Genomic DNA, 16,055 nt, shown 5'->3' with positions numbered 1-16,055 from the left:
CACTCGCCGGGATGACTCGTGATAAGGGGCGAACGCATCGCCCCGTCGGGATGGGCGCTACTATATCGCGAAGGTGCGGGCGGCGCGAAGGGCGCGTCGCGTCACCGGCAACGCTGGCGTGCGCAACTGCGAGGTTGCAACCCGTGCCGCTGCCCTCATGAAGGATTCAAGGACACTACATTTTCCGTTCCTGGAGGTCAGCATGCCAGCACAGCTATCCGTCGCCGGTCAGATCAATCGTCTCATCCGCCAGGTGATGATGCCCGGCAGCAACGCCCGCCCCAACGAGGAGCCCGGGCCGGAACTCGCCATGGCCGTGCTGATGTTCGAGGTGGTGCGCGCCGATGACCATCTCGATGTGCGCGAACGTGAAGCCCTGGCGCGCCAGCTGGCCGAGCGCTTCTCGCTGGGGGATGAGGAACTTGCCAGCCTGCTGACCCAGGCCGAGCAGGATGCCGAGCAGGCCACGGACCACTACCGCTTCGTCAAGCAGCTCAACGAGCACATGAGCCTCGAGGAGCGCAGCGAGCTGATCGGCATGCTCTGGGAGCTGGCCTACGCCGATGGCGAGCTGGACCCGCAGGAAGAGCATCGCATCCGCCGTCTTGCCGGCCTGCTACACGTCAGCCACAGCGAGTTCATCCGCACCAAGCTGGCGGCGCAGCCGGACACCTGATCCGTCAGGCGTCTTATATACGCTCCCCTATCCAAGCGTCCCTGCCTGGACGCCCCTGTCCAGACACCGCTATTCAGGCATCCTCAAGCAGACGCCCCCGTTGCCAATGGCAGCGGGGGCGTCGTGTTTGCGGCTTCTGGTCGCAGTGTCGGCTGTCATTGAAATGACATCTTTATGTCATCCTTTCGTCATGAATTGTCCTGTAACCGAGCCATTCATATGGACGGCTCTGCTTGCGTCGTCAATAGTGAAGCGCATGCTCCAGCTGGCACCTTGGGTGCCGCCATGTGAGCAGATCGCGATTCATTTCTGACCAACAAGCGCTCCGTTCGAGCACAGACGTACAGACTTGCACGAGTATCGTATGTGCCCGGGTAACACGGATGCCATCAATGACAAGGGAACACGGAAGATGACCATGATGATGCCTCATCAGAACCGGCAAGGACGATGGTGTCGAAAAGGGTGGGCCGTCGTTGCGCTGACGGGAAGCATGAGCTGGATGCCGCTGGCCAATGCGGCAGAGATCAAGAATGTCATTCTGATGATTGGCGATGGCATGGGGCCCCAGCAGGTTGGCATGCTGGAGACATACGCCAATCGTGCGCCAGATTCGATATATCAGGGGCGTTCGACGGCACTCTACCAGCTGGCGAAGGAAGGCGTGGTGGGCGCTTCATTGACTCACCCTGAAGATGCCGTGGTAGTGGATTCGGCCTGTTCAGCGACTCAGCTCTCGACGGGTATCTTCACCGGGGGCGAGGTGATCGGCATAGATTCAGAGGGTAATCGGGTGGAAACCGTCCTCGAGCTTGCCAAACGAGTCGGCAAGGCCACCGGATTGGTGTCCGATACGCGCCTGACCCACGCGACTCCGGCGGCCTTCGCCGCCCACCAGCCGCATCGTTCACTGGAAAATGCCATTGCCGAAGACATGCTCATGACCGGGCCGGATGTCATGCTGTCGGGAGGGTTGCGTCACTTCGTGCCACAGTCCGTCAGTGAGCCGGGGGAAAGCGCGGGCAGTGTCGAGACGCTGATGCAAGGTGCCTGGTCGCCAACTTCCAAGCGCAAGGATGAACGAAATCTGCTCCAGGAAGCTGCAGATCAAGGCTATGGGCTAGCCTTTACGCGTGATCAGATGGCCGCACTCAATGGCACCAAGGTATTGGGGCTATTCGCCAACTCGGGTATGGCGGATGGTATCAGCTATCGAGATAGCCATGATGACCCACAGCGTCAGCAGCCGACCCTGCATGAGATGACCCAGAAAGCACTGTCAATGCTGGAACAGGATGATGATGGTTTCTTTTTGATGGTCGAGGGTGGCCAGATCGACTGGGCCGCGCATTCCAATGATGCGGGCACCATGCTCAATGAGCTGATCAAGTTCGATGAGGCCGTGCAAGGTGTCTATGACTGGGCGCGAGAGCGAGACGATACAATAATCCTGGTAACGGCCGACCATGAGACGGGGGCATTCGGCTTCAGTTATTCCAGCGCCAATTTACCGGCAGCGCAGAAGAAATCAGGCCCTGCATTCGCAGATCAGGATTACGCACCCAATTTCAATTTTGGTGACTTCTCGATTCTGGACAGTCTCTATGAGCAGAAGCAGACCTATTACGAGCTGCTCAGTGATTTCGAGGCACTACCGCAAGGTGAGCGCACACCGGCGCGCTTGATGGCCGCTGTCAATGGCAATAGTGACTTCCAGATTACCGAAGCCCAGGCAGCTGAAGTACTGGTCAACAAGCTCAACCCCTATCATGTGGATGGACATAGTTACCTCGGGGTCAGCGAGGTGCCGGCAGTTCACGACTTCGACGCCTTCTTCCCCTATAACGATCGCGGCAACCTGCTGGCGCGGGCATTGGCGACACAGCAAAACACCGTCTGGGGAACTGGTACGCACACCCATACGCCAGTCAACGTCTTTGCATGGGGGCCCGCCAACGACATCTTGCCGGTCTCGTCCATCCTGCACCATTCCGAGATAGGGCAGTATCTGAAGACAGTGGTAGCGAAGTAGTCGGACTCGGCCCATTTCTGAAGATTGAGTGATGATATGACCCAGAAGGTCCCTGATGAGTGAATCATCAGGGGCCTTCTGGTTTGTCTGTTTCCTGTACGGTCTTCCCGTCACGGTCTTGTACGCGACATGGCGCTGGCGTGCGGCATGTCAGGCAACTTGCTGGTGATGGTTCTACCCGTCATGCCCTGGTGAGAGGGTGAGTCAGTTGCGATAGAACAGGTGCTGACCGATGCGCGCGGTGCGCACGAAGCGCTTGGCCCAGTAGGGCGTGGCGTAGCGGGCGTGGAAGTAGAGGGCGCCGTCGGTGACGTCTTCCAGCTGATGGTTGAGCGCCTGACGGGCCACGTCGCGTGCTTCGGCGTAGGCGGCGGGTTCGCGAATGCGGTCGGAGCGACCGTCACACCACCAGGAGAACTGGCAGCTGCCGCTTTCGCCACCCTGCTTGACCACGCCGCACAGGCTATCGGGGAAGCGGGGGTCGGCGGCGCGATTGATCACCACATTGACGATGCCCTGCATGCCGCTTCTGCCTTCGCCCTTGGCTTCCCAGTAGGCGGCGCGCGCCAGGCAGGTCAGCGGGTCGTCCACCGGACGCTGGCCGTTGGGGTCTATCGCCTTGGCGCCAGCCTTGCTGAGCAGCAGGCTCTCGGGCACATCGCTTTCGCCTTGCACCAGCAGGCTTTCCAGCCGTTCGGCCTTGACGGCTGCCTTGGCCGCGGTGGTCGGTGCGGCAGACGCGTCCGAGGCGTGCGGCGCGGAACAACCCGCGGCCAGCGTCAGGCCGAAGATCAGTACCAGATGACGAAGCGTGCGTGCACTGCTGATGGCGTAGCGCCGAGTGTGAGTCAGTGGGCGGCGCGATGTGGGAGATAAACGCATGCAAGATACCTGTGAACGTGGCCTGGGAAGCGCAGCAAGGCGGGATGGCGCGCAGGGTCAATCCGGGTTGATCGCACACCTTCGGTTGGCGAGTCACTGACGGAGACTGAAGCGTTGGCCACCGGCTTCCTCGGTAGCGACAGTCGACGCGCAAGCGCATCAGTTTGCCTGACCCTGACCTTGTATGGCCCAGAGTGAGCTTCAACGCAACTCTGACGCTTTGCCGCGCAAAGGGTTCCGCAACTGTCACCACGCGGTTGCGTAGTGATGACGATGGCGCGGGTAGCGCATCGTGCCTGCCAGCGCATGATCAGGCGTGCCAGAGGTAGCCAGATCGCTTGCGCCAGAGGGGCGGATGACCAAGCGTAGTGGATCAGATGAGCTGGCGGAGAGCGTCGAAGGATCTTGTGATGAGCATCAAATGATCTGCTGAAGCGCACTGCGCCGATTTCTGGCCACGCAGCCTAGCATCTTCAGCGCGTCTCGTCCGTGCCATCCTCGGCGCATGCCGTTATCATGGCGGGCTAGCCTTGATGACCCTGTCAGGCTGTCCCACTTCTTTTTTATCTGCGCTTCTGCGTGCTGCTGCTCTGCCTGTTGCCTGCGTCGCTGCCTCGAGAGTCCCCATGACCGAACCCGTCCGTCTTTCCAAGTTTCTGGCCCATCAGCAGGGCATCTCGCGCCGTGAGGCCGAGCATCTCATCGCCAAGGGGGTGGTACGTGTCGCGGGCGAGATCGTGGAAGCGCCTTTCTTCAAGGTCACCGATGAGGAAGTCACCGTCGATGAAGGCGCCAGCATGGCACCCATCGAGCCGCTGACCCTGGTCTGGTATCAGCCGCCGGGCACGCCGCTGCCGGACCCGCTGAGCCTGCGTGACGGCGCGCCGCGCAGTGCGCTCGACAACAGCGGTGCCGACTGGCTCAAGGTGCATTTCCTGTCCCAGCAGCCGCTGGCCGAGCTCGGCGAAGATGAATCCGGTCTCGCGGTGTGGTCACAGAACCGTGGCGTGATCCGCAAGCTGGGCGATGACCTCGACCAGCTGGAGCAGGAATACGTCGTCGAGGTGGAAGGAACACTGGATGACGAAGGCCTCAAGCGTATCGGCTTCGCGCTGTGCGCCGACATCCGCGGCCGCAAGCCCAAGGTCAGCATCAGCTGGCAGAGCGACACCCGCCTGCGCATCGCCATGAAGCGGGTGCCGGTGGGCGGTATCCGCGGCGCGGTCGAGGAGCAGGGCCTCAAGGTCATCGAGGTGCGTCGTCTGCGTCTGGGCGCGATTCTGCTCGGCCGCATGGCGCCGGGCGAGTGGCGCTTCCTGCCGGTCGACGTGCGCTTCTGAGACGTGCGCTTCTGATTTGCGCCCAGGGCCATGGCTTCCTGAGGCATGGCTTCCATGGACATGCTTCATCGGCTTGGCCCGTGTAGCGGTGGCAGGCATACTGTGCCCATCGTGTTCCACGGCTTTTTTCGCTGACAGTTCAGACGCCTGCGCGCCACATTCATCGCGCCGCGCAGGCCGTCACAGGAGTTTCAAGGTATGGAAGGTATCAAGCACATTGTCGCGGTCGCTTCCGGCAAGGGGGGCGTCGGCAAGTCCACCGTCACCGCCAATCTGGCGCTGGCATTGGCGGCGGAAGGTCTCAAGGTCGGCCTGCTGGACGCCGACATCTATGGTCCGAGTCAGGCGCAGATGTTCGGCGTGCCGACCGGCCAGCGTCCGGAGATGGCCGGTGAGCAGGTCTTCAGCCCCATCGAGGCGCATGGCATCAAGACCATGTCGATGGCCTATCTGGTCGACGTGAAGGACCCGATGGTCTGGCGTGGCCCGATGGTCGCCGGTGCCTTCCAGCAGCTGCTCAACCAGACCGCCTGGGGCGAGCTTGACGTGCTGCTGATCGACATGCCGCCGGGCACCGGTGACATCCAGCTGACCCTGTCGCAGAAGGTGCCGGTCTCCGGTGCCGTCATCGTCACCACGCCGCAGGACATCGCACTGCTGGATGCCCAGAAGGGCATCGAGATGTTCCGCAAGGTCAAGGTGCCGGTGCTGGGCGTGGTCGAGAACATGAGCACTCACACCTGCAGCCAGTGTGGCCACAGTGAAGCGGTCTTCGGCGCGGGTGGTGGTGAGCGTATCGCCGATGAGTACCAGACTCGCCTGCTGGGCCAGCTGCCGCTGACCCTGAGCATTCGCGAGAATGCCGATGGCGGTCGCCCGAGCGTGATCGCGGAGCCGGACGGCGAAGTGGCCGCGAGCTTCCGTGCCATCGCGCGTCAGGTCTCCGAGTCACTGGAAAGTGCCGGTGCGGATGAAGGCCCGAGCATCAGCTTCAGCTGAGCCCGACGCGCCAGGCGCAAGCCGCGCGTGCCGAGGTTTCCAGCGACACAGCGGGCCGGTATCATGCTGGCCCGCGTTTCATGGCGCTCACGCGTCTCTCCCCATCAGTCAGTCAGGTACGCTCGATGAGCATCAAATCCGACAAGTGGATCCGTCGCATGGCCGAAAGCCACGACATGATCGAACCCTTTGAGCCCGATCAGGTGCGCTTTCACGATGAGCGCCGTGTGATTTCCTACGGCACCTCCAGCTACGGCTACGATGTGCGCTGCTCGGATGAGTTCAAGGTCTTCACCAACATCCATTCGGCGACGGTGGACCCCAAGCACTTCGACGAGAAGAGCTTCGTGGACGTGAAGGGCGACTCCTGCGTGATTCCGCCCAACTCCTTCGCACTGGCCCGTACCATCGAGTACTTCCGCATTCCGCGTAACGTGCTGACCATCTGCCTGGGCAAGTCCACCTACGCGCGTTGCGGCATCATCGTCAACGTGACGCCGCTGGAGCCGGAGTGGGAAGGCCACGTCACCCTCGAGTTCTCCAACACCACCAACCTGCCGGCGCGTATCTACGCCAACGAAGGCGTGGCGCAGATGCTGTTCCTCGAGTCCGATGAAGTCTGTGAGACCAGCTACAAGGATCGCGGCGGCAAGTATCAGGGCCAACGTGGCGTGACACTGCCGCGTACCTGATACCTCTTGCTGCGCGCCTGGGTATTGCGTTCACGCGAGTGACCCGCACGCGGCAAGACAAGAGTGTGGCAAGCCAGGAGCGCCTCCTTCGGGAGGCGCTTTTTTGTGCCTGCTTGTGCCTGCTCGTGGTGATGTGTGCCGACGGTGGCAAGAAAGAGACGGCGGTGGCAAGAGAAACGCCGGTGGCAGGTAGCGAGAACGTGACATGCTCGCAAGGCGCTGAGTCTTAGCCTGAAGTTGAACAAAACATGTGATTCAATCACTCGTTTTATTGCCTATGCTTGTCTATAGGCCACCCCCAGAGTGGCTGCAGGACGGATACCTCCCACAAGCAAGGGGCACGCCATGCCATCGCGTTCACATCGCGCTGTATTCCCTCCGGCCAGCGGTCTGGCCCGACGTTTTACCCTCAGCGGTCTCGCCCTCGCCATCAGCACCACCTTGCTGGCGACTCCCGCGCAGGCCTATTCCAATCTCTATCTCTTCGGCGACAGTCTGAGCGATTCCGGCCAGTTCCCCGATACCACCCTGGGCGGCCTCAATAGTCTGCGTTTCACCAACCGCAGCGGCCCGGATTATGAGAACTCGGCCTATGGCAGCGTCTCGACCCAGTTGCTGGCCACGGAACTGGGGCTGGCGGCAGAGCCTTCCACCTCGGTGATCTATCAGCTGGCCGGCTTCAGTGACGGCACCAACTACGCGGTGGGCGGCTATACCACGGCGCAGATTCTGGCCTCGGTGACAGATGAGGATGGCTCCGAGGTGGTCATCCCGCCGGGCAGCACCGGCGCTGGCACGGTGCTCAGGGGCGAGGACGGCTATCTGGTCAGCACCGGCGGCAGTGCTGACCCGGACGCCCTCTATTACGTCAATGGCGGTGGCAACGACTTCCTGCAGGGCGTGATCACCTCGCCGGCCACGGCGGTCGCCTCCGCCGGCAATCTGGCCTCCGCGGTGGAGGCGCTGGCAGCGGCGGGTGCCACCACCATCATGGTTTCCAATCTGCCGGATGTCGGCAGCACTCCGGCCGGCCAGTCAGCGGGCGCGGCGCAGGCGGCGGGGACCTCTGCGCTGGTAGACGTCTTCAATGATGCGCTGGGCGCGCGACTGGCGGCGCTGGATGGTGAGGTCAACATCATCCGTCTGGATACCGTCGGCATTTTCGAAGAGGTATTGGCCTCGCCGGCCGAGTTCGGCTTCGCCAGTGACGTGTCATTGACCAAAGTCTGCTTTTCAGGAGACTGCGATGAATCTGTTTATGAACTAGGGGGAGTACAAGAAGACCCTGACAAGCTGCTGTTCAATGATGGCGTGCACCCGACCACCGCTGGTCAGGAGATTCTGGCCAACTACGCCTATGCGATGCTCGCCGCGCCCTCGGTGCTGGGGCTGGCGCCGCAGCTGGGCACGGGCGCGCTCAATGCCAGTCAGCGCAGCCTCGGCGATGAATTGCGTCCCGGTGCGCAGGACAGACGCGCCGGGGAGGGCGTGCGCGTGTTCGCCATCGGCTCGGCCAGTGGTGGCACCGGTGATGGCGAGACTTCCACTGGCCAGCAGGGCTTTGACAGCGAGCAGCGCGGAGCGGGTGTCGGCGTGATGCTGCCGCTGGACAACGCGCTCGGCCAGGCCTGGGGCGGTGTTGCGGTCAGTCAGCGCACTGCGGACTTCGATGTCGATGATGGCAGCGAGCTGGAGCTGGAAGGGCAGGTGTTCAGCCTGTTCGCGCGTCAGCAGCTGGGCAGGTTTGGCGTCCAGGCGGTGGCCAGCTACGGCGACTTCGATTACGACCTCGACCGCCATGTCGCGCTGGGCCAGTCATCGCGCACCCTGTCCGGTGAGACCGATGGCGATGGCTTCAGCGCCGAGGCGCGGCTCGATTATCGCTTCACCGCTGCCGATTCGCTGTGGTACAACGCGCCCTTCGTGGCCTACCGCCACACCGAGTCCGACATCGATGGCTACACCGAATCCGGCTCCGCCGCCAACGCCCTGAGCGTCTCGGATCAGACGCTGCGCGATCGCCGGGTCGAGGCTGGCTTCATGGCCGACCGCGCCATCGCGGAGGGTTTCGGCCTCTACGGTGAGCTGGCCTACGGCAAGCGTCTGGATGATGACGCCGACAGCGCCGAGGTGCGTCTGGCGAGCCTGCCGACCAATGCCTACCGCGCCGAGGATTTGGATCGCGGCAGCGACAACTACCTGCGTGTCGACGGTGGCTGGCGCATGCAGCTGGGCCGCAATGCCATGCTGCATCTGGGCGCCGGCATCGAGACCTGGGATGAGGTGACGGCGCGCGGGGAGGTGGGGGTGAGTTACACCTTCTGAAAGCGAAAGCCGCCGAGAGAGAAGTGAATCAGTAGAAATAAGAAGACCCCGCGACATCGGCATGTCGCGGGGTCTTCTGTTTTCAGTTCGCTGTCAGCGCGCCATCAACTTGCTATCAGCTTGCTATCAGCTCAGTTAGCCTTGCCAGCAAGGCAGCGTCACTGATCAGTCTTCTTCGCCTTCCGGCAGCTCATCGCTGAGCTCTTCTTCCACATCGGCGTGGGAGAGGCGCAGGCCACCCACCGGCAGGTTGTGGCCGTCGAGCTTGGCCACTTCACCGTCGAGCTTCAGGCGGCCTTCGAGGAACCAGCGCACCGCGATCGGGTAGATCAGGTGCTCACGCGTGTGCACGCGCTCCTTGAGGCTGGCTTCATCATCGCCTTCCAGCACGTTGGCGACGGCCTGGATCGCGACCGGACCACCGTCGAGCTCCTCGGTGACGAAGTGCACGCTGGCGCCGTGTTCCTTCTCGCCGGCTTCCAATACCTTGCGATGGGTATCAAGCCCCGGCCAGGCCGGCAGCAGTGACGGGTGAATGTTCATCAGACGCCCGAAGAAGTACTGCACGAACAGCGGCGACAGGATGCGCATGAAGCCGGCCAGCACGATGAGGTCCGGTTCATGACGCTCGATCACCTTGATCAGCGCGGCGTCATAATGCTCGCGGGACTCATACTCCTCATGCGGCAGCGCCACGGCATCGACGCCGGCGTCACGCGCACGCACCAGACCGTAGGCATCGGCCTTGTTGGAGATGACCGCGACCACGTCGCCGCCCAGCTCGTCGTGTTCCTGCGCTTCCAGCAGCGCCTGCAGATTGCTGCCGCTGCCGGAAATCAATACCACGACGCGCGGGCGAACCGGCGCATCGTCTGCCTCGAAACCGTTGCCGAAGCCGCCGAGAGTGTCACCGTTGGAGGCGTTGGTATTCGGTTCGATCATGCGGACAGATTCTCCAGCTGGACCTGCTCTTCCATGCCGTTGCGGGCGCGGATGCTGCCGAGGGTGAAGACGGTCTCGCCCTGGGCTTCCAGGTGAGCGCGCGCGGCGGTGGCGTCGGATTCAGCGACGACCACGACCATGCCGACACCGCAGTTCAGCACGCGGTGCATCTCGTGTTCTTCGACGTTGCCCTGCTGCTGCAGCCAGTCGAAGACCGCCGGACGCTTCCAGCTGGCGACGTCGATCTCGGCGGTGCAGTCTTCCGGCAGCACGCGCGGGATGTTCTCGAGCAGGCCGCCACCGGTGATGTGGGACATGGCGTGCACGGACAGGCCGCTTTCCTTGAGCAGCGACAGCAGCGGCTTGACGTAGATGCGCGTCGGCGCCATCAGGGCGTCAGCCAGCGGCTGGCCGTCGATTTCCTGCTCCAGCAGAGAGGCATCGGCGACTTCGAGAATCTTGCGGATCAGTGAGTAGCCGTTGGAGTGCGGGCCGGAGGAGGCCAGACCCAGAATCACGTCGCCTGCGCCGACCTTCTTGCCGTCGAGGATCTCGGACTTCTCGACCACACCGACGCAGAAGCCGGCCAGGTCGTAGTCGCTGCCTTCGTACATGCCCGGCATTTCAGCGGTCTCGCCGCCGACCAGCGCGCAGCCGGACTGCAGGCAGCCTTCGCCGATACCGGTGACGACGTCAGCGGCGATGTCGATGTCGAGCTTGCCGGTGGCGTAGTAATCGAGGAACTGCAGCGGCTCGGCGCCAGCGACCACCAGATCATTGACGCACATGGCGACCAGATCGATGCCGATGGTGTCGTGACGGTTGAGGTCCATGGCCAGGCGCAGCTTGGTGCCCACGCCATCGGTGCCGGTGACCAGCACGGGCTGGCGGTAGCCTGCCGGCAGTTCGCACAGGGCGCCGAAGCCACCCAGACCACCCATCACTTCCGGGCGGTGAGTGCGCTTGGCGACACCCTTGATGCGTTCGACGAGGGCGTTGCCTGCATCGATATCGACACCTGCATCCTTGTAGCTCAAGGAAGTCTTGCTGGGCGAGGAGTCCTGGGGGCGTTGCGTCATGTGAGGTTCCTGTCGGTGCGGCCTGGGCGGTGAGACACGATCGATCGCGGGAAAAGAAAGGCGGCCATTGTAGCATTGCGCTTCGCGGCTGACACTGTGCCGATTCACAAAACCGCATCAAAATGTGAAAAGGCCGCCACGCCAGTCATGGCAGGCCTTGTCGCACCTTGGGTGGCGCCGGGGGAGGCAATGTCAGACGCGTGAGCGGCGCGTGTCTTGTGGGTGACTCGGCGACAGGCAACAATGGGTGATGCGTGCGCCGTCGGCAGTCAGCCGTCACGAGTGCCCCACGGCTTGTCTCAAGGAGTGAAGATGCAGCGTAAATGGTGGTTGCTGGCCGCAGGCGTGGCCTTCCTCGGCCTGTTGGTGATGCTCGAACCGATTCTGATGCCGTTCTTCATCGGCATGATTCTCGCCTATCTGGGTGACCCGCTGGCCGACTGGCTGGAAGACAAGGGCCTGTCGCGCCATCTGGCGGTCACGCTGGTGTTCAGCGTGCTCTCGGTGGTGCTGTTGATCGCACTGCTGGTGCTGGTGCCGCTGCTCGGGCGTCAGCTGGCGCAGTTGATCAGCTTCATGCCGGTAGTCTTCAACTGGATACGCGAGACGGTGCTGCCGGAAATCCAGTCGTTCACCGGGCTGGATTTCAGCGCCGACTTCGATCAGGTCCGCTCGCTGCTGCTGGGCAACTGGAAAGAGACCGGCACCTTCGCCGCCGCGCTGCTGGGCACCGTCTCCAAGTCCGGGCTGGCGATGGCCATCTGGCTGGGCAATCTGGCGCTGATTCCCGTCGTCACCTTCTATCTGCTACTCGACTGGGACCGCATGAAGGAGAAGCTGCAGGGCCTGCTGCCGCGCCATATGGAGCCTACCGCCACGCGTCTGGCACATGACTGTGATGAGGTGCTGGGCGCCTTCCTGCGCGGGCAGCTGCTGGTGATGCTGAGTCTGGGCATCGTCTACGCCATTGGCCTGGCGATCATCGGGCTCAAGTTCGCGCTGTTGATCGGCCTGGTGGCGGGGCTTGCCAGCATCGTGCCGTATCTGGGCGTCATCGTCGGTATCCTGATCGCGGCCACGGTGGCCTTCTTCCAGTTCGGCGAGTGGTGGGCGCTGCTGGCGGTCGGTGGGGTCTTCGCGCTCGGCCAGCTGCTGGAAGGCGTGGTGCTGCAGCCGCTGCTGCTGGGCGACAAGATCGGCCTGCATCCGGTCGCGGTCATCTTCGCGGTGATGGCGGGCGGCCAGCTGTTCGGCTTTACCGGCATTCTATTGGCCCTGCCGGTGGCGGCCGTGATCATGGTGCTCTTGCGTTATCTGCATGATCGCTATAAAAACAGTACTTTATATGACCAACAGCGTGATTCTCGCCCCGCGGTGGCTGCCGATCAGTCAGCGCCGCCGGCGGCAGAGGATACCCAGTGATCGAGAGACGAGATCACGGCAACAACAATCAGCATGACGGATGGCAATGACTCAGGGACAGATGGCACTCGGCGTCGGGGTACGTGACGCCGCGACCTTCGACAACTACCACTTCACCTCGACCTCGCTGGCGGAGGCCCTCAAGGGGCAGCTTGCCGACGGCGGGGAGCCCTTCGTCTATCTGTGGGGCGGCGAGCAGAGTGGGCGTAGCCACCTGTTGCAGGCGGCCTGTCATCTGGCGGGCGAGCAGGGCAAGCGTGCCTTCTATCTGCCGCTCAATGAGCTGGGCCACTTTCCGCCGCATATGCTCGAAGGGCTGGATGAGATGGACCTGGTCGCCATTGATGATCTCGATGTGGTGATCGGTCGTCAGCGCTGGGAAGAGGCGTTGTTCCACCTCTACAACCGCCTGCGTGACGGCGGGCGGCATCTGCTGGTCAGCGCCAGCTGCGCACCGCGTCTGCTGCCCGTCATCCTGCCGGATCTCGCCTCGCGGCTCTCCTGGGGTGTCACCTTCCACCTCTCGGGGCTGGATGACGCCCAGCGCCTCGAAGCGCTCAAATTGCGTGCACGTGACCACGGCCTTGCACTGCCCGACGAAGTCGCCCGCTACATCCTGCATCGCGGGCCGCGCAGCCTGCCGGGCCTGTTCGCGGCGATGAGCGAACTCGACAACGCCTCGCTCTCCGCCCAGCGCAAGCTGACCATTCCCTTCGTCAAGCAGACGCTCGGCTGGTAGGGCAGCGCCTGCGCGGGCCCGGTGGCCCAAACTTGCCTTCATCACGACCGCGGCACCGATATTGCAGTCTCTTTCCATCATCTCTGTCTGAGGACACGCGGCATGAACAGGTTAGACAAGCATCGGGAGCGCATGCACAAGCAAGCCAACTCGATCGGCAACTTCCTGGTCGAAGGCTTTCACTATCTCGGCCTGTTCGCCATCGGCGGCGCGATTGCCATCGCCTCGGTATCGGCCTTCTTCGAGATGTTCGCCAAGGGCTCGGCCAGCGTCGATGACATCCTGCTGCTGTTCATCTATCTCGAGCTCGGCGCGATGGTCGGTATCTACTTCAAGACCAACCACCTGCCGATCCGCTTTCTGCTCTACATCGCCATCACCGCGCTGACGCGCTACCTCATCGGCGATGTCCCCCACCACAAGGCCCCCGATATCGGCCTGCTCTACCTCTGCGGCGGCATCTTCTTCCTCGCCCTCTCGGTACTCGCCGTGCGCTTCGCCTCCTACAAATACCCCTCCAGCAAAGCCATCGACCCGATGGGCGGCACGGTAGGGGACGAGGACTCGACGCGATAAGCCCGTGTTTCAGTAGCTCCTGACAACAAAAAAGGCCGCGATCACTCGCGGCTTAAATAGTATGATGATTTCTATAGTGCAACATGATTGCTTTGGTGATTTTCAAGAAGGCTCTTTACTTGTATATGTTCTTTGCGTATGCGTCCCAATCTACAGCCGGTACCGTGCCAATGTTTTGTAACTTCATGAGTAGTCTAAATATAAAATATGCCAGTGAGTTGTCAGTCTTGCATATATTGATTTTATCTGAAAAGTAATCGAAGGAGCCATGGTCTAGGGCTAGGCCGAAGTCTAAGGGGACACTGGCGTCGGGAGATTCGATAGCTGTCTTGAAGCTAGTGCTGTGAAACCCTTCCTTCCATCCTATTCTTGAAGCTGCAATCCCGCATATAATTTTTTGTGTTCTTTTGGGGGGTAGGTGCCACCTGCATGTATAATTGATACGCTAGTGCGCTCTAGTTTTCTTATTGAATAGGCTTTTTGTTTTGCGTACTCTATGTATTCTTTGTTTATCTCCGGTTTAACCTCTATTGCTGCATAAACTGCTTCTGCAGGTATAAATCTGTGATTTTGCTGATCTAAAAGTGTAGGAGTATACTGGTTGTCGTATATTACAATGTCTATTTGGTCGCTGGTTTGTCCATTGGAATCGATTATTATGGCGCTATCCACAGCGTATCTGTTTGGCAAGTAGCGAGATAACATTTCAATAAAATGTTTTTCATTAACGTCGCCTAGAACACCATTGTGCGTTATAGAAGTTGAAGACAGTTCTAGTTTTAGTTGTAATGTTTCCTGCTCCATTGAAAAAGACGATTTTAAAAAACTGCTCCCGTCTACCTTTGAGCTTGTCTTGGCTTTGTTCATATTACCAAATAATCCTGTCTAAGGTCTGTTGCTTAAAGGATAATTGTGCTTGGTTGCAAATTAGAGATTTCTCTTTATTGCTCAATTCATCCGAAATTATATTATTGGTATTGGCTGGGTCTACATATTTTTTGTTTTTAATGTGTTCAGCGATAAAGCTTAGGGTTTTAAAGAAGCTTATAGTAATGCTATCATTTCTAGAGTGCTTTAGGGCATTTATAGTGACGAGCTCTAGGTAGAATGAAGGGAAATCTAGATTATGTCGCTCACGCCAAATCTTCATTAGTTTTATTTCGTTCGTTCTATTGCTGCCTATAACGCTGTTGATATGTTTTTATATATCGGTTTTCGTCCAAGTTTTTGTTTTGCTTTTGTACAAACTGTGATCGTTGGTGTATTGGTCGTGTCTGCGAGCTGGTACTATATCTATTTTTTGGTTGTTGATCTTTACTCCGATTGAAACATTTTGAATTCTTGCTCTATACCCTGCACGGTTTAAAGTGTCATATAAGCTGTTGTATATTGTTTGTAACGTTCCAGGTGTTTTAGAAGATAAAGAAATAAAGATGTCAGCGTCAGTACCCAAGTTTATTGCGGTGCCCTTAGCTATAGAGCCAGAGTAAACTGTCTTAACTATATTTTCGTTACCCCATTGGTTTATTAGCGGCATTACTCTTTGGCTAGCCAGCTTTGCGGCATTTTCGTCTACAGCATACTTAAGGAGTAATAAGTTTAGATATTGATCATTGGTCATATAGTACCCGTTTTTGTAGTATAAATTATTGTCGTTTTGGATTTTTGTATTAATCAGAATTACTTTGACCACTTAGCGTCAGACACAGCCTGCGGCTACCGCCATGGTCGCGGTGTTCACCCAACCAGATGCCTTGCCAGGTGCCGAGGGCGAGGCGGTTGACGCCGCGGCGGGCTTCGACAGGCAGCGTGAGTTGGGTACCGAGCAGGCTGGCGAGTACGTGGGCGGGCATGTCGTCATCGCCTTCCAGTGTGTGGCGGAAGTAGGGCAGATTGCCGGGCACCAGACGGCGCAGGAAGGCGTCCATGTCGTGGCGTACGTCGGGGTCGGCGTTCTCGTTGAGCGTCAGCGAGGCGGAGGTGTGCAGCAGCTGCACATGCAGCAGGCCGACACTGACCGGTGGCATTTCGGCCAATGCCTGCTCCACCTCGTCACTGATGAGGTGAAAACCGCGCTTGCGGGCGGAGAGGGTGAGAGTGTCGCGTTGCCACATGAGAAGCCCTGCCTATCATAGATTCAGTACATGCTAAACATGGCAAGCCAGAGCATAAAAGTCCAGCTTCTAGATGTTGGGGCTCAGTAGTTAATGGGGAGTTTATTTTGTACTATTTATTAATATCAAGTCATAAAATAAAAGTTGACATGTTTTTTTTCATGTATTAGCCTAAGTTAAACTAGCTAATTTGATTTTATGCCAAGCATAACGTCACTTAGTAAAAGTATGTTTTTA

The 16,055-nt window shown here is 59.8% G+C and carries 15 protein-coding genes; 9 read left to right on the top strand and 6 right to left on the bottom strand.

The features are described 5' to 3' along the window. The first annotated feature begins 202 nt into the window (after nt 1-202). Nucleotides 203-676, top strand: a complete 474-nt coding sequence (locus tag CLAM6_RS11885; RefSeq protein WP_052384628.1) for a TerB family tellurite resistance protein — start codon at nt 203-205, stop codon at nt 674-676. Nucleotides 677-1,088: 412 nt separating this feature from the next. Beyond that, the gene (locus tag CLAM6_RS11880; RefSeq protein ID WP_242007665.1) at nt 1,089-2,708 is read left to right on the top strand and encodes an alkaline phosphatase; all 1,620 of its coding nucleotides are present in this window, start codon (nt 1,089-1,091) and stop codon (nt 2,706-2,708) included. 204 nt (nt 2,709-2,912) lie between these two features. Here CLAM6_RS11880 and CLAM6_RS11875 read toward each other — a convergent pair whose 3' ends face one another. Then, entirely contained in the window at nt 2,913-3,590 is a 678-nt protein-coding gene (locus CLAM6_RS11875; protein ID WP_153636221.1) for a cell wall hydrolase, read from the bottom strand. Nucleotides 3,591-4,216: 626 nt separating this feature from the next. Between CLAM6_RS11875 and CLAM6_RS11870 the strand changes: the two genes are divergently transcribed. From CLAM6_RS11870 to CLAM6_RS11855, 4 genes are all read left to right on the top strand, one after another. After that, nucleotides 4,217-4,930, top strand: a complete 714-nt coding sequence (locus tag CLAM6_RS11870) for an RNA pseudouridine synthase (RefSeq protein ID WP_172978703.1) — start codon at nt 4,217-4,219, stop codon at nt 4,928-4,930. Nucleotides 4,931-5,092: 162 nt separating this feature from the next. Beyond that, nucleotides 5,093-5,929 carry an iron-sulfur cluster carrier protein ApbC gene (gene apbC, locus CLAM6_RS11865; protein ID WP_276315243.1) on the top strand — a complete coding sequence of 279 codons (837 nt, stop codon included), beginning with the start codon at nt 5,093-5,095 and terminating at the stop codon, nt 5,927-5,929. Between the two features lie 125 nt (nt 5,930-6,054). Beyond that, nucleotides 6,055-6,621 (top strand): dCTP deaminase, encoded by a 567-nt coding sequence (gene dcd / locus CLAM6_RS11860; RefSeq protein WP_043334107.1) that lies wholly within the window; start codon nt 6,055-6,057, stop codon nt 6,619-6,621. Nucleotides 6,622-6,966: 345 nt separating this feature from the next. Next, nucleotides 6,967-8,946, top strand: a complete 1,980-nt coding sequence (locus CLAM6_RS11855) for an autotransporter outer membrane beta-barrel domain-containing protein (protein WP_153636219.1) — start codon at nt 6,967-6,969, stop codon at nt 8,944-8,946. Between the two features lie 165 nt (nt 8,947-9,111). Here the strand turns inward: CLAM6_RS11855 and purN are convergent, their stop codons facing one another. Together purN and purM are read right to left on the bottom strand one after the other, a co-directional pair. Continuing rightward, the gene (gene purN, locus CLAM6_RS11850) at nt 9,112-9,888 is read right to left on the bottom strand and encodes a phosphoribosylglycinamide formyltransferase (RefSeq protein WP_054556275.1); all 777 of its coding nucleotides are present in this window, start codon (nt 9,886-9,888) and stop codon (nt 9,112-9,114) included. Continuing rightward, nucleotides 9,885-10,967, bottom strand: coding sequence for a phosphoribosylformylglycinamidine cyclo-ligase (purM, locus tag CLAM6_RS11845; RefSeq protein WP_054556274.1), 1,083 nt, complete (start codon nt 10,965-10,967; stop codon nt 9,885-9,887). Before purM ends, purN begins: the two co-directional genes overlap by 4 nt. Before the next feature lie 312 nt (nt 10,968-11,279). On the opposite strand from purM, the gene CLAM6_RS11840 reads away from it, so the two are divergent. The 3 genes from CLAM6_RS11840 (at nt 11,280) to CLAM6_RS11830 (ending at nt 13,704) form a co-directional block, all read left to right on the top strand. Further along, entirely contained in the window at nt 11,280-12,389 is a 1,110-nt protein-coding gene (locus tag CLAM6_RS11840; protein WP_153636218.1) for an AI-2E family transporter, read from the top strand. Between the two features lie 40 nt (nt 12,390-12,429). Continuing rightward, on the top strand, nt 12,430-13,128 hold the full coding sequence (gene hda / locus CLAM6_RS11835; RefSeq protein ID WP_043334111.1) for a DnaA regulatory inactivator Hda: 699 nt from the start codon (nt 12,430-12,432) through the stop codon (nt 13,126-13,128). 102 nt (nt 13,129-13,230) lie between these two features. Then, nucleotides 13,231-13,704: a phosphate-starvation-inducible protein PsiE gene (locus CLAM6_RS11830; RefSeq protein ID WP_153636217.1), complete on the top strand. Its 474-nt coding sequence runs from the start codon at nt 13,231-13,233 to the stop codon at nt 13,702-13,704. 363 nt (nt 13,705-14,067) lie between these two features. Here CLAM6_RS11830 and CLAM6_RS11825 read toward each other — a convergent pair whose 3' ends face one another. The 3 genes from CLAM6_RS11825 to CLAM6_RS11815 all read right to left on the bottom strand — a co-directional run bounded on the left by CLAM6_RS11825 (nt 14,068) and on the right by CLAM6_RS11815 (nt 15,818). After that, nucleotides 14,068-14,571 (bottom strand): DUF6602 domain-containing protein, encoded by a 504-nt coding sequence (locus tag CLAM6_RS11825; protein ID WP_197738680.1) that lies wholly within the window; start codon nt 14,569-14,571, stop codon nt 14,068-14,070. Nucleotides 14,572-14,905: 334 nt separating this feature from the next. Then, nucleotides 14,906-15,325: an SMODS domain-containing nucleotidyltransferase gene (locus CLAM6_RS11820; RefSeq protein WP_153636216.1), complete on the bottom strand. Its 420-nt coding sequence runs from the start codon at nt 15,323-15,325 to the stop codon at nt 14,906-14,908. Between the two features lie 49 nt (nt 15,326-15,374). Further along, nucleotides 15,375-15,818, bottom strand: coding sequence for a secondary thiamine-phosphate synthase enzyme YjbQ (locus CLAM6_RS11815; protein WP_153636215.1), 444 nt, complete (start codon nt 15,816-15,818; stop codon nt 15,375-15,377). Nucleotides 15,819-16,055: the final 237 nt, after the last annotated feature.

Origin of the sequence: Cobetia sp. AM6 (genome assembly GCF_009617955.1) — a bacterium.
In the GTDB taxonomy this organism is placed as follows: domain Bacteria; phylum Pseudomonadota; class Gammaproteobacteria; order Pseudomonadales; family Halomonadaceae; genus Cobetia; species Cobetia amphilecti.
The sequence above is the reverse complement of the archived record's forward strand: the minus strand, read 5'-3'. Positions and strand labels throughout refer to the sequence as shown.

Excerpts from the sequence above, each read along its gene's own strand:
- CLAM6_RS11885 (WP_052384628.1), top strand. The coding sequence starts at position 203 with ATGCCAGCACAGCTATCCGTCGCCGGTCAGATCAATCGTCTCATCCGC.
- CLAM6_RS11880 (WP_242007665.1), top strand. The coding sequence starts at position 1,089 with ATGACCATGATGATGCCTCATCAGAACCGGCAAGGACGATGGTGTCGA.
- CLAM6_RS11875 (WP_153636221.1), bottom strand. The coding sequence starts at position 3,590 with ATGCGTTTATCTCCCACATCGCGCCGCCCACTGACTCACACTCGGCGC.
- CLAM6_RS11870 (WP_172978703.1), top strand. The coding sequence starts at position 4,217 with ATGACCGAACCCGTCCGTCTTTCCAAGTTTCTGGCCCATCAGCAGGGC.
- dcd (WP_043334107.1), top strand. The coding sequence starts at position 6,055 with ATGAGCATCAAATCCGACAAGTGGATCCGTCGCATGGCCGAAAGCCAC.
- CLAM6_RS11855 (WP_153636219.1), top strand. The coding sequence starts at position 6,967 with ATGCCATCGCGTTCACATCGCGCTGTATTCCCTCCGGCCAGCGGTCTG.
- purN (WP_054556275.1), bottom strand. The coding sequence starts at position 9,888 with ATGATCGAACCGAATACCAACGCCTCCAACGGTGACACTCTCGGCGGC.
- purM (WP_054556274.1), bottom strand. The coding sequence starts at position 10,967 with ATGACGCAACGCCCCCAGGACTCCTCGCCCAGCAAGACTTCCTTGAGC.
- CLAM6_RS11840 (WP_153636218.1), top strand. The coding sequence starts at position 11,280 with ATGCAGCGTAAATGGTGGTTGCTGGCCGCAGGCGTGGCCTTCCTCGGC.
- hda (WP_043334111.1), top strand. The coding sequence starts at position 12,430 with ATGGCAATGACTCAGGGACAGATGGCACTCGGCGTCGGGGTACGTGAC.
- CLAM6_RS11830 (WP_153636217.1), top strand. The coding sequence starts at position 13,231 with ATGAACAGGTTAGACAAGCATCGGGAGCGCATGCACAAGCAAGCCAAC.
- CLAM6_RS11825 (WP_197738680.1), bottom strand. The coding sequence starts at position 14,571 with ATGAACAAAGCCAAGACAAGCTCAAAGGTAGACGGGAGCAGTTTTTTA.
- CLAM6_RS11820 (WP_153636216.1), bottom strand. The coding sequence starts at position 15,325 with ATGACCAATGATCAATATCTAAACTTATTACTCCTTAAGTATGCTGTA.
- CLAM6_RS11815 (WP_153636215.1), bottom strand. The coding sequence starts at position 15,818 with ATGTGGCAACGCGACACTCTCACCCTCTCCGCCCGCAAGCGCGGTTTT.